The organism is Rhizobacter sp. P1_G5 (genome assembly GCF_056405435.1).
On sequence record NZ_JBFUCB010000125.1, the window covers coordinates 1 to 12,034 of the forward strand.

Below are 12,034 nucleotides of genomic sequence, written 5' to 3' on the forward strand. Positions count from 1 at the left end.
ATCTTCTTGCGCAGCCGGTGGATGTAGACCTCGATCGCGTTGTTGCTGACCTCCTCGCCCCATTCGCACAGCCGCTCGACCAGCTGGTCCTTGCTGACCAGCCGGCCGGCGCGCTGCAGAAGCACCTCGAGCAGGCTCAGCTCGCGCGCCGACAGCTCGACCATCTGGTCGTTCAGGTAGGCGACGCGACCGGTCGCGTCGAAGGTCAGCGGGCCGTGGCGGATCACGCTCGACGCGGTGCCCAGGCCGCGCCGCGTCAGCGCGCGCACGCGGGCCTCGAGCTCCTGCAGCGAGAACGGCTTGGCCATGTAGTCGTCGGCCCCGAGGTCGAGCCCCTGCACGCGCTGCTCGACGCTGTCGGCCGCGGTCAGGATCAGCACCGGCACCGCCGAGCCGCGGGCGCGCAGCTTGCGCAGCACCTCCAGGCCGTGCAGCTTCGGCAGGCCGAGGTCGAGGATCAGCAGGTCGAATTCATGGGCCGACAAGGCCGCGTCGGCCTCGGTGCCGCTCGCGACATGGTCGACCGCGTAGCCGCCGTTGCGCAGCGAGCGCAGCAGCCCGTCGGCCAACACCTGGTCGTCTTCGGCGATCAACACGCGCATGGCTGCCTCCTGTGCGGCTCGAGACCCGGCCGCTGCGGGATTGTAGGGAGTGGTCCGGCAGGGATCGGAGATCGGCGTCAGAAAAGACTGTACAAACATCCAGCCTTTGCCATAATCCGCGCAACTCTAGGAGATCGCCCCATGGATGCCCCCGTCAAAGCCGCCACCCTCAACACCGAAAAGGCCAAGGCCCTGCAAGCTGCGCTGGCGCAGATCGAAAAGCAGTTCGGCAAGGGCTCGATCATGCGGCTCGGCGAAGGCGAGGTGATCGAAGACATCGAGGTCGTCTCCACCGGTTCGCTCGGCCTCGATGCCGCGCTGGGCGTCGGCGGCCTGCCGCGCGGCCGGGTGGTCGAGATCTACGGCCCGGAATCGTCGGGCAAGACCACGCTGACGCTGCAGGTCATTTCTGAAATGCAGAAGCTCGGCGGCACCTGCGCCTTCATCGACGCCGAGCACGCGCTCGACACCGCCTACGCGCAGAAGCTGGGCGTCAACCTGCAGGAGCTGCTGATCAGCCAGCCCGACACCGGCGAGCAGGCGCTCGAGATCGTCGACGCGCTGGTGCGCTCCGGCTCGGTCGACCTGGTGGTGATCGACTCGGTCGCGGCGCTCACGCCGAAGGCCGAAATCGAAGGCGAGATGGGCGATTCGCTGCCCGGCCTGCAGGCCCGCCTGATGAGCCAGGCGCTGCGCAAGCTCACCGGCACCATCAAGAAGACCAACACGATGGTCATCTTCATCAACCAGATCCGCATGAAGATCGGCGTGATGTTCGGCAGCCCCGAAACCACCACCGGCGGCAATGCGCTGAAGTTCTACGCCTCGGTGCGGCTCGACATCCGCCGCATCGGCAGCATCAAGAAGGGCGAAGAGGTCATCGGCAACGAGACCAAGGTCAAGGTCGTCAAGAACAAGGTGTCGCCGCCGTTCAAGACCGCCGAGTTCGACATCCTCTACGGCCAGGGCATCAGCCGCGAAGGCGAGGTGATCGACATGGGCGTCGAGGCCAAGGTGCTCGAGAAGTCCGGTGCCTGGTACGCCTACAACGGCGAGAAGATCGGCCAGGGCAAGGACAACGCCCGCGAGTTCCTGCGCGAGAACCCCGACCTCTCGGTCGAGATCGAGAACAAGGTGCGCGAGGCGATGGGCATTCCGCTGCTGCCGACCGCTGGGGGTGCCACGCAGGCGGCTGCCGCCGATGAAGCCAAGCCGGCCAAGAAGGCTCCCAAGGAGCCGAAGGAAGCCCGCAGCGAGTAAGTCGGCGAACAAGTCCGGCAGGCGGGTTGGCGATGCGGCAGCGGCTCTCGCTGCGCGGGCGCGGCGTGCAGTTGCTGTCGCAGCGCGAGCACAGCCGGCAGGAACTGCGGCGCAAGCTGCTGCAGCACCTGCGTGCCGACGATGCGCCGCTGCCGGACGATGCCGACCAGCAGGTCGATGACGTGCTGGCCTGGCTGCAGGACAAGGGCTACTTCAGCGAGCAGCGCTTCGTCGAGAGCCGGGTGCATGTGCGCGAATCGCGCTACGGCAACCTGCGCATCCGCCAGGAGCTGGCGCAGCACGGCGTCACGCTGGACGCCGACCAGGCGCAGCGCCTGAAAGAAACCGAGCTGGCACGTGCCCACGAGGTGTGGGTGCGCAAGTTCGGGGCCGCGGCCATCGATCCGGCCGGCCGCGCGAAGCAGCAGCGGTTTCTCGCAAGCCGGGGTTTCTCGGCCGAGGTGATCCGCCGCGTGGTGAAGGGCGACGTGGACGAAGCCGCCTAGGGCCTGTTGGCACGGCGGCCGTCGTCGCCCCCACGCCGTTCAGAACGCGATCAGGCGGCTGCCTTCTTGCCGGCCGGCTTCGCGGTGGCTGCCGCTTGCACGACGGCCTCACGCGCCAGACGCGCCTGTTTCTTCGCGTCCTTCGCACGCTTTTGCTTCACACGGCGGATTCCGCGGTCCTTGTCGGCGCTCATGCCAATCTCCAATGGGTTGAAAGAGCCGAGGTTTTACCACCTCCGGGCTGATACAACCGGGGACTTCCCCACTGACGAGGACTTCGCGATGAACTGGGTGATCCTGGTGGCCGCCGGCCTGTTCGAGATCGGCTGGGCGATCGGCCTGAAGTACACCGATGGCTTCACACGCCTGTGGCCGAGCATCGGCACCGTGGCGGCGATGGTCATCAGCGTGTGCCTGCTCGGCTACGCGATGAAGTCGCTGCCGGTCGGCACGGCCTACGCGGTGTGGGTCGGTGTCGGCGCGGTCGGCACCGCGATCCTCGGCATCGTGCTGTTCGGCGAGCCGGCGTCCACCGCGCGGCTGGCGAGCCTCGCGCTGATCGTGGCCGGCATCGTCGGGCTGAAGCTCGCGAGCCCGGCGTGAGCCCGGGCTCAGCTCAATACAGCAACCGGCACCGGATCGTGTCCGGCAGCGACGCCAGGTCGGCCAGCGCCGCCTCCGGCGCCGCGGTGTCGACGTCGATCACGACGTAGCCCACCTCGTCGCGCGTGCTCAGGTATTGCGCCGCGACATTGATGCCGGCCTTCGACAGCCGCTCGTTCACGCGCGCGATCACGCCCGGCACGTTGCGGTGGATGTGCAGCAACCGGCTGCGCCCGGTGTGCTCGGGCAGCGCCACCTCGGGGAAATTGACCGCCGAGGTCGTCGACCCGTTGTTGCTGTAGCGCACCAGCTTGGCGGCCACTTCCTTGCCGATGTTGGCTTGCGCCTCCAGCGTCGAGCCGCCGATGTGCGGCGTCAGGATCACGTTGTCCATGCCGACCAGCGGCGACACGAAGCGCGCATCGTTGCCCTGCGGCTCCTCGGGGAACACGTCGATCGCCGCGCCGAGCAGGTGGCCGTCCTTCAGCGCCTCGGCCAGCGCATCGATGTCGACCACCGTGCCGCGCGAGGCATTGATCAGGTGCGCCCCGCGCTTCATCGCGCGGATCTGCGCGCGCCCGATCAGGCCCTTGGTCGACGGCAGCTCCGGCAGGTGCAGCGTGACCACGTCGGAGGCGGCGAGCAATTCGTCGAGGCTGTCCATCGCACGCGCGTTGCCGAGCGGCAGCTTGGCCTCGATGTCGTGGAAGACGACGACCATGCCGAGCTGCTCGGCCAGCACGCCGATCTGCGTGCCGATGTGGCCGTAGCCGACGATGCCCAGCGTCTTGCCGCGCACCTCGAACGAGTTCTCGGCGCTCTTGGTCCAGCCGTTGCGGTGCAGGATCGCGTTCTTCGCCGGGATGCCGCGCATCAGCATGATGACCTCGGCCAGCACCAGCTCGGCCACGCTGCGGGTGTTCGAGAACGGCGCATTGAAGACCGGCACGCCCAGGTCCATCGCGGCGCGCAGGTCGACCTGGTTGGTGCCGATGCAGAAGCAGCCGACCGCGGCGAGCTTCGGCGCGGCCTTCAGCACCTCGGCCGTCAGCTGGGTGCGCGAGCGGATGCCCAGGAAATGCGCGTCGGCGATCGCGTCGTGCAACGCAGCGCCCGCGAGCGCCTTCGCGTGCGTGGCGACCTGCGTGTAGCCGTCGCGCCGCAGCACGTCCACCGCCGAGGCATGGATGCCCTCGAGCAGCACGAACTTGAGCTTGTCCTTCGGGACCGAGAGTCTGTGATTCATCGCCGGATTGTTGAACAGCGGCATCGGCCCCGTCCGGCGCAAGGGCATGCCGGCACGAACCGGTTAGAGTCCCAGGGCTGTCCCTGCTGTATCCCTGCTGTATCCCTGCTGTATTTCCTGTCCGTGAGTGCCTCCCCCACCGTGAATCTTCCGAACCCGCGCCATGCGGCGCGCGTGCCTGCGCACGTCTCGCCCGAGCAGCTCGCTCGCATCCGCCAGGCCGCCTATGCGCTGCCGCAGGTGGTCAAGCCTGCCGACTATTTCGACGAGCACGCCTCGGGGCTGGACGAGCGCCTCGACAAGCTCGGCCTCGTGCTGCTGCAGAAGGCAGTGGCCGGCGCCCGGCCGAGCCGCTGGATCGCGCCCGACGTGATGGACTCGGCGCTGCAGCACCTCGATGCGGTCGGCAACGGCCCCGAGGTACGCACCGTGATGCTGGACCGCACGGCCGCGCTCGATGCGCTGGGCATCRTGCGCGAGGCTGGCAGCTGGACGCGCCTGATCAGCCAGCCGCTGCAGCTGGCCGGCGTGAACTGGCGCGTGCCGGTGATGTTCCGCATCCCGATCGCTTCCGAGCCGGTGTGGGCGTTCTTCCGCGAGGGCGACAAGGCGGCGCTGCTGGCCGCGCTCGGGCCGATCGAAGCCTGGCCACACGCCGGCGAGGTGCAGGCCGCGCTCGAGGCGCTGGTGCAGCGCAGCCGCGCCCACAACCCGCGCCACCTCGACATGCTGCTGCCGCGCCTGCTCGCCGAATGCGCCACCCCGCAGCCGGTGGCCGACCTGCGCGCCGCCTGCGTGCGGGCGCAGGAGCGCTGGGAGCACCAGGTGTCCGAACTCGACACGCTGGCCGGGCTCAACAGCGAGCTGGCGTTCCAGGGCTACCCGGACACCTTCGTGAAGGCGCGCCGCCTGCAGCGCAACGTGACGCTCTACGTCGGCCCGCCCAACAGCGGCAAGACCTACGCCGCGTTCGAGCAGCTGGCGCAGGCGACGGACGGCGCGTACCTGGCCCCGCTGCGCCTGCTGGCGCTCGAAGGCCGCGACCGGCTGGTCGGCCGCGGCGTGGCCTGCTCGCTGCTCACCGGTGAAGAAAACGTGCCGGCCGAGGGCTCCGGGCTGGTGTCGAGCACCATCGAGATGGTCAACACCAACAAGGTGGTCGACGTCGCGGTGATCGACGAAGCCCAGATGATCTTCGACCCGTACCGCGGCTGGGCGTGGACGCAGGCGATCGTCGCGGTACCGGCCAGCGAGGTGATCATCATCTGCTCGGCCTACGCGGTGCCGGCGATCGAGAACTTGCTGGGCCTGTGCGGCGAGCGCTGCAGCGTGCGGCACTTCGAGCGCAAGCAGCATGTGCAGCTGCTCGAGGCGCCGGTGCCGATCGGCGCGCTGACCAAGGGTGACGCGGTGGTGGCGTTCAGCCGGCGCGACGTGCTGACGCTGCGCGACCAGATCGCCGCCGGCGGCCACCCGGTGTCGGTGATCTACGGCGCGTTGCCGCCCGAGGTGCGCCGGCGCGAGGCCGAGCGTTTTGCGCAGGGCGAATCGCATGTGCTGGTCGCCACCGACGCGATCGGCATGGGGCTGAACCTGCCGATCCGCCGCGTGCTGTTCAGCACGATGAGCAAGTTCGACGGCCAGGGCGACCGGCCGCTCGACGAATCCGAGGTGCACCAGATCGGCGGCCGCGCCGGCCGCTTCGGCATGCATGAAGAGGGCTTCGTCGGCGTGCTGAAAGAGGCCGAGCCGCAGGCCTTGCGCATGCTGAAGGAGCGCCTGCCGCGCACCCCGCGCGCGCCGCGCGACTTCAAGGCGCCGGTGGCGCCGAACGGCTGGCATGTCGACACCATCGCCTCGCGCCTGCGCAAGACGCAGCTGCGCGAGGTGCTGGGCGTCTTCATGGACCAGCTGAAGCTCGACGACGCGCACTTCGCGGTGGCCGAGCTGGAGCAGATGCTGGAACTGGCCGAGCAACTCGACCGCAGTGCCGCCAAGCTCACGCTGAAGGAGCGCTTCATCTACGCGCAGGCGCCGGTGGACACGCGCACCGTCTCGCAGGTGCAGGAGTTCCTCGACTGGAGCAGCAGCCATGCGCTGACCGGCCGTGCCGGCTCGCCGTGGTTCCTGCAGGACGTGGACGGCCACAGCCGGCTCGACCGCATGGAGCAGGCGCTGCGCTCGTGCACGCTGTGGCTGTGGCTGGACCTGCGCTTCCCCGGTGTCTACGGCAAGGTCGACGAGGTGACCGCGCTGCGCAGCCAGCTGAACGACGGCATCGAGCGCCAGCTGAAGGGCAAGCGGCCGCTCGCGCAGGTGCGCCACCGCACGCGGCGCTGAGCGTTCGCACCCTGACACACCGACTTTGCCGCGCAGCGGCACAATCCCCTCCTTTCCCGCTTGTCGCTTCCCCATGAGTTCAACGCCTCCTTCACCGGCCACGCCCGCCACCGAACTGCCTGTCGACGAGACGCCGGTCGAGTCGGCCCCTGCAGCGACGACCGAGGCTGCGGCCGATGGGGCCGCAGACGCCCCCTCGAAGGCGCCTGCCAAGGCGCCGGGCATGAGCCCCGCGGCCTGCGCGCAGGAGCTGCGCCAGCGCTTCCCGGCGCTGTTCGACGGCCCGCCGAAGCCGCTGAAGCTGCGCACCCACGTCGACATCGAGGCGCGCGCGCCGGGCGTGTTCAGCAAGCAGGTGCTGACGGCGTTCTTCCGCCGCTACACCGGCAGCACCTCGTACCTGCTGTCGGTGGCCCGCGGCCGCCAGCGCTTCGACCTGGACGGCAAGCCCGGCGGCGAGATCAGCGACGAGCACCGCCAGATCGCGGTCGACGAGCTGACGCGGCGCGGTGTCAGCCTGCAGTCGCGCCGCGAACTCGAAGACCAGCAGCGCCGCAACCGGGCCGGGCTGCTGTTCGACTACGAACGCACGACACTGACGCGCGCGAACTTCTGCGTGCTGAAGCAGGTGGCCGAGGAAGAACTCGATGGCCTGCTCGAGATCGCCCGCGCCGAAGCGGCGCAGCAGGCCCAGCAGCAGCCACGGCGCCCGTCGCCCGATGCGCGCACGCCGGGCCGGCCGCCGGGACCGCGCCGCGACGGCCCGCCGCAAGGCCCGCGGGGCCGCGGTCCGCGCAATGACGAAGGGCGGCGGCGCTAGCGTGAGCGGGTCGAACGCCGCGACCCCGCCGGACGCTGCCGAATGGGGCGACTTCGCGGCCGACCTGGACATCGCCTACGCGTACCGCCAGTTCGCAGGCAAATCGCGCGACGAGGCCTTGCTGCTGTTCGAGCAGAGCGACGTGCTGTCGCGCGCCGAAGACCTGGGCGCGATGCCGGCCGGGCCGTTCCGCTACTACATGCCGGTGTTCCGCGACTTCGTCGTCTCGCCGCGCATCTTCGAGCTCAACCAGGGCCTCTACGCATCGACGGCGGCCGATGCGTTCCTGAACCTGATCATGCGGCGGCTCGAGGACGAGCCGCAGGTCATCGAGCCGTTGATGCCGGAGCTGTTGCCGGCCGTCGAGTACCTCGCCGAGAACCAGGCGCGCTACGACGCCGACGAGGATGTCTACGGCAGCTTCTTCGACGTGCTGGCGGCGATCCGCGAATCGCTGCGCGTGCTGTCGGGCGGGCCGACGATCCCGGGGCCGCCGGCGCGCTACCTGCACCTGAAGCCCGGCGGTGCGCTGCCCGACCTGTCGGCGCTCGCGCCGTTCCGCGCGGTCGTGATGATCGATGCCAAGCTGACGCTGACCTGGCAGATCGAGGTCAGCGACTGGCTGGTCGACAGCGGCTGCCTGCACGTGATGCCCTGGGGCAAGGACGCGAGCCTGTGGGATCACTCGGTCGCGATGGCCAACCTGGAGCAGTGCGGCTTCGGGCCGATCCCGAAGGAGGCGCAGGTCGTCACGGTGTCGCACGAGGTCGAGTCRCTGGGCGAGGTGCTGTGGTTCTGCAAGAACTGCGCGAACCATCCGGTGGTGGCGCTGCAGCACACGGTGCTGATCGAGATCAGCGATGTGGGGGATGAGGAGATGGTGCTGCGGGCATATGCGGATGCTTGACCGTTCGCCCTGAGCAGGGTCCTTCGATGCCTGCCGAGGGCCCGTGTCGAAGGGTTGGTGCCGAAGCGCGCCCTTCATGAAGCCCCGTCGAATTGCTCACCCAGCCGCTCGGCCTCCTCCGACACCAGCAGCAATGCGGTGATCGCCATGCGTCGCAGCGCGTCGTGTTGCCTGCGGTCGAGCAGCGGCTCCTGATCGTCCGCCAGCGCCCAGGCGTCCTGCTCCGCGAGTTCGAGCAGGTGCCGTGTGCCATCGGTGACGTCGATCACCTGGGCGAGCAGGCGTCTCATTCGCCGGGCCGTCATCGGCTGCCTTGAGCGGAGGGGCATGGCGTCGGCCTTCCATCGCGCCGTGCGGTCAGGCAAAGCGCCGTATGCGAATTAGTGTTTATGCGAATGAGAGCATAGCATCGACAGTTCCGGGCGTGAAACCCAGTTTGTCCCAGCAATTCGGCGAGTGTGTACGAACCCTGCGAACCGAGGCCGGCCTGAGCCAGGTCGAGTTCGGCGAGCGCTGCGGGTTCTATCAGACCTACCTGAGCCGGATCGAGAACGGCCATGCGAACCCGACGCTCAACGCCATCGAGGTCATTGCCAATGCGTTGGGGATGACGGTCTTCGACCTGTTTGACCAGATCCGGCCCGCGACTGGGACACGTCGGAAGTGACGTCTCTCACCTCATGAAACGCCTCGCTCGCCATGCATTCGCTCTGCTGTTGAGCCTCTGCTTCGGATCTGCCCATGCCGATGCCTTCTTCAAGCTCGTCGGCTACCAATGCAACACGAAGGCAGATCGGCTGATCCTGACCTACGACGCGGCCGCCAACGGTGCGGGTCAGCTAATGCTGGAATCGAAGACGGCTCAGCAATGGGATCCATGGGATCTCATCCACATGGACGACGAGGCCATCATCCAGTCGACGACGACGGTGCAAGGCAGTTGCGTCCTGAGCGACGGCGTCTATGCCGTCGAGCTTGGCCCGGTGCCCGGAAACAGGAACACCGTGGGCCGCTGCGGCGCCTGGATCTCGGCCTGGGCCGAAGTGCGTCGCGGAAATCGCGTGATCTACCCGCGCACCGATTTCGAGTCGGGTGTGGGTTGCTTCTTTGCTGACGGCGTGATCACGACCCGTGTGGAGATCGCACCCAGGCGCAGCCGGCATCGCATCACCCGACATCCCGCGGAGAATCTGTTGAGCGACACCTCCGCCATGCATTGACGCCAACCGGTAGAGTAGCCCCCAAGGAGGGCACGCCATGCTTGGAGCCATCGCCGGCGACGTGATCGGATCGATCTACGAGTGGAACAACATCAAGACCAAGGCGTTCGATCTGATCGGACCCCGCTGCACCTTCACCGACGACACCGTGCTGACCGTCGCGCTGGCCGAGGCCATCCTCGATGACAGCGACTACGTGCCCGTACTGAAGGCCTATGCCAACCGCTACCCGCGGGCCGGCTACGGCGGCCGGTTCAAGCAATGGGTGCGTTCCGACGACCCCACGCCGTACTACAGCTGGGGCAACGGCGCCGCGATGCGCATCAGCCCGGTCGGCTTCGCGTTCGGCTCGCTTGATGAAGTGCTGGCCAAGGCCGACCACTACACCCGCGTCACGCACGACCACCCGGAAGGCATCAAGGGCGCGCAGGCCGTCGCGGCCAGCATCTTCCTGGCCCGCACCGGCAGCAGCCGCGACGACATCAAGCGCTACGTCGAGACCACCTTCGGCTACGACCTGTCGCGCCGGCTCGACGACATCCGCCTCGTCTACCGCTACGACAGCTCGTGCCAGGGCACGGTGCCCGAGGCGATCATCGCCTTCCTGGAGTCGACCGACTTCGAAGACGCGATCCGCAATGCGATCTCGATCGGCGGCGACAGCGACACCATCGCCTGCATCACCGGCAGCATCGCCGAGGCCTTCTATGGCGGGGTTCCGCCGGCCATCGCCCAACCGGTGATGCGGATCCTGGACGGCTTGCTGCTCACGACGACGAAGCGGTTCATGCAGTCGTACATGACGGAAGCGAAGAAGTGACCGCGCCGAGCCCGAGCTCGCTGCGGCCCATGACGATGGCCGACTACGACGCCGTGATCGAGCTGATGAAGGCAACCCCGGGCGTCTCGTTCCGCGATGCCGATTCGCGCGACGCCACGGCGCGCTACCTCGAACGCAATCCCGGCCTCAGCTTCGTCGCCGAGAAGAACGACCGATTGGTGGGCTGCGTCATGTGCGGGCATGACGGACGGCGCGGCTACCTGCAGCACCTGGCCGTTCTCCCCGAGCACCGCCGGCAAGGGATTGCGAGCGCGCTGGTCAGCCGCTGCCTGGCGGCGCTGGAACAGCTCGGCATCCTGAAGTCGCACATCGACGTGTTTCGCACCAACGACGCGGGGCAGGCCTGGTGGGAAAGCCAGGGATGGCACCGGCGCACGGATATCCACCGCTACTCGCATGTTCGCGGCGGCCATGAGAATGCCTGACTTCCGCTTCATCGCACCATGAAACCTTCATCGTCCCGGCTCAAGGCGCTCGCCGTCGCGTTGCTGCTCACCACCACGGCCCGTGCCTCCGCGGCACCGGACGAGGCCGTCGTCCGCGAGATGGCCCACCAGACCCACATCCCTGCCGAAGACATCCGGCGCGATCACGATGCCTGCGACAGCGGCATCACGCTGAGTATGAAGATCTGCGCCAGCTACCGCTGGCGGGTACAGGACGCGCGCCTGAACGCCGTCTACAAGCGAGCCCTGGGCAAGGCCCGCGAAATGGGCTACGAGGCCTCGCTCGTCAAGGCACAGCGGGCCTGGGTGGCCTACCGCGATGCGGTCTGCGCCAACGAGGGCGAGATGGGTGCCGGCGGCGGCACGGCGCAGGGGTTGTACGTGCTGTCGTGCATGGAGGGACTGACCAAGGACCGCACCGATCGCATCGAAGCCATGATTCGCAGTTGACCGGCCCTCGACACGACCCATGCGCCACCCGCTGCTTCTCATGCTCGCCGTCTGCCTCGCGCTGTTCGAGGCGGGCAACCTCACCGGCTTCTCATGGAAGCGCCTGGCCTATGTGCCCGAGCGGGAGATCGTCGACGCGGCGATCCGCCACGCCTACCCCGGCATCTACGCCGACCTGCGCGCGYTGCAGGCCGACTACAACGGCTTCCAGCCGCAGGTGCGCTACTGGGGCAGCTGGAACTGGCAGATCGAGAACGGCCTCGTCGACAAGCTGTTCGGATTCCAGCGCTACCAGGTGCGGCTGCCCGAGGAGATCGTGATCGTCGATGCCGAAGGCAAGGCGCACTTCTCGCGTGCCGACACGTCATGCAACGACGAGCGCGGCTGCCCGAAGACGCCGCCCGACCGCGCCGAGACGGGCATCGTCGGCACCGTGCAGCATGGCCCGCCGGCCTACCCGCTGACCCAGGACTTTTCGGTGTCGTGGGCCCCGGCCCGGCAGGTCGGGGACGCCTCGGTCGACCCGGGCCGTGTGATCACCTACGGCAATTGCTTCTCCGCGTCGATCACGTCGACGGAGGATCGCGCCCTGGTGGTGGACATCCGGGGCGATGGCGCAACGACGTTGCGCCTGGGCTCCGGCTACCACTCGGTCGTGGTCGCGGGCACCAGTGCGCGCACGTGGGAGCGGATCTCCAGGGCCGAGTTCGAGAAGTTCCGGTCGTGCACCACGATGGGCACGGTGGTCGGCCCCGATGCCGGAGGCGCCGCATGGCAGCGCTGAGCTTCAACC

The 12,034-nt window shown here is 68.3% G+C and carries 16 protein-coding genes; 12 read left to right on the forward strand and 4 right to left on the reverse strand.

What is annotated here, in order from left to right; all coding sequences use genetic code 11:
- Nucleotides 1-602: response regulator transcription factor (locus AC1D12_RS11585; protein ID WP_477840509.1), on the reverse strand; the 602-nt coding region annotated here is incomplete at its 3' end.
- 141 nt (nt 603-743) lie between these two features.
- Between AC1D12_RS11585 and recA the strand changes: the two genes are divergently transcribed.
- The gene (gene recA / locus AC1D12_RS11590; protein WP_465110235.1) at nt 744-1,862 is read left to right on the forward strand and encodes a recombinase RecA; all 1,119 of its coding nucleotides are present in this window, start codon (nt 744-746) and stop codon (nt 1,860-1,862) included.
- A 32-nt stretch (nt 1,863-1,894) separates the two neighbouring features.
- Nucleotides 1,895-2,368: a recombination regulator RecX gene (gene recX, locus AC1D12_RS11595; RefSeq protein WP_052212636.1), complete on the forward strand. Its 474-nt coding sequence runs from the start codon at nt 1,895-1,897 to the stop codon at nt 2,366-2,368.
- A gap of 50 nt (nt 2,369-2,418) precedes the next feature.
- On the opposite strand, the gene AC1D12_RS11600 is transcribed toward recX, so the two are convergent.
- Entirely contained in the window at nt 2,419-2,562 is a 144-nt protein-coding gene (locus AC1D12_RS11600) for a hypothetical protein (RefSeq protein WP_156151822.1), read from the reverse strand.
- A gap of 88 nt (nt 2,563-2,650) precedes the next feature.
- Here AC1D12_RS11600 and sugE point away from each other — a divergent pair, with 88 nt between their 5' ends.
- Entirely contained in the window at nt 2,651-2,971 is a 321-nt protein-coding gene (sugE, locus tag AC1D12_RS11605; protein WP_047508506.1) for a quaternary ammonium compound efflux SMR transporter SugE, read from the forward strand.
- A 13-nt stretch (nt 2,972-2,984) separates the two neighbouring features.
- On the opposite strand, the gene serA is transcribed toward sugE, so the two are convergent.
- The gene (gene serA / locus AC1D12_RS11610) at nt 2,985-4,217 is read right to left on the reverse strand and encodes a phosphoglycerate dehydrogenase (RefSeq protein WP_477840512.1); all 1,233 of its coding nucleotides are present in this window, start codon (nt 4,215-4,217) and stop codon (nt 2,985-2,987) included.
- A gap of 123 nt (nt 4,218-4,340) precedes the next feature.
- Between serA and AC1D12_RS11615 the strand changes: the two genes are divergently transcribed.
- The 3 genes from AC1D12_RS11615 to AC1D12_RS11625 all read left to right on the forward strand — a co-directional run bounded on the left by AC1D12_RS11615 (nt 4,341) and on the right by AC1D12_RS11625 (nt 8,284).
- Nucleotides 4,341-6,557 (forward strand): helicase-related protein, encoded by a 2,217-nt coding sequence (locus AC1D12_RS11615; protein WP_477840514.1) that lies wholly within the window; start codon nt 4,341-4,343, stop codon nt 6,555-6,557.
- A gap of 73 nt (nt 6,558-6,630) precedes the next feature.
- Nucleotides 6,631-7,377, forward strand: a complete 747-nt coding sequence (locus AC1D12_RS11620; RefSeq protein ID WP_477840516.1) for a ProQ/FINO family protein — start codon at nt 6,631-6,633, stop codon at nt 7,375-7,377.
- Between the two features lies 1 nt (nt 7,378).
- Nucleotides 7,379-8,284 (forward strand): DUF7684 family protein, encoded by a 906-nt coding sequence (locus tag AC1D12_RS11625; RefSeq protein ID WP_477824563.1) that lies wholly within the window; start codon nt 7,379-7,381, stop codon nt 8,282-8,284.
- Nucleotides 8,285-8,358: 74 nt separating this feature from the next.
- On the opposite strand, the gene AC1D12_RS11630 is transcribed toward AC1D12_RS11625, so the two are convergent.
- Nucleotides 8,359-8,574 carry a hypothetical protein gene (locus tag AC1D12_RS11630; RefSeq protein WP_477840518.1) on the reverse strand — a complete coding sequence of 72 codons (216 nt, stop codon included), beginning with the start codon at nt 8,572-8,574 and terminating at the stop codon, nt 8,359-8,361.
- 134 nt (nt 8,575-8,708) lie between these two features.
- Here AC1D12_RS11630 and AC1D12_RS11635 point away from each other — a divergent pair, with 134 nt between their 5' ends.
- The 6 genes from AC1D12_RS11635 to AC1D12_RS11660 are packed head-to-tail and all read left to right on the forward strand — an operon-like array spanning nt 8,709 to nt 12,025.
- Entirely contained in the window at nt 8,709-8,951 is a 243-nt protein-coding gene (locus AC1D12_RS11635) for a helix-turn-helix domain-containing protein (protein ID WP_477840520.1), read from the forward strand.
- A gap of 13 nt (nt 8,952-8,964) precedes the next feature.
- Nucleotides 8,965-9,504: a hypothetical protein gene (locus tag AC1D12_RS11640; RefSeq protein WP_477824560.1), complete on the forward strand. Its 540-nt coding sequence runs from the start codon at nt 8,965-8,967 to the stop codon at nt 9,502-9,504.
- Between the two features lie 37 nt (nt 9,505-9,541).
- Entirely contained in the window at nt 9,542-10,324 is a 783-nt protein-coding gene (locus AC1D12_RS11645; protein WP_477840522.1) for an ADP-ribosylglycohydrolase family protein, read from the forward strand.
- Between the two features lie 29 nt (nt 10,325-10,353).
- The gene (locus AC1D12_RS11650) at nt 10,354-10,770 is read left to right on the forward strand and encodes a GNAT family N-acetyltransferase (RefSeq protein ID WP_477840524.1); all 417 of its coding nucleotides are present in this window, start codon (nt 10,354-10,356) and stop codon (nt 10,768-10,770) included.
- Between the two features lie 18 nt (nt 10,771-10,788).
- A complete protein-coding gene (locus AC1D12_RS11655) occupies nt 10,789-11,241 on the forward strand; it encodes a lysozyme inhibitor LprI family protein (protein WP_477840526.1) in 453 nt (150 codons plus the stop codon).
- A gap of 40 nt (nt 11,242-11,281) precedes the next feature.
- Entirely contained in the window at nt 11,282-12,025 is a 744-nt protein-coding gene (locus AC1D12_RS11660; RefSeq protein WP_477840528.1) for a hypothetical protein, read from the forward strand.
- Nucleotides 12,026-12,034: the final 9 nt, after the last annotated feature.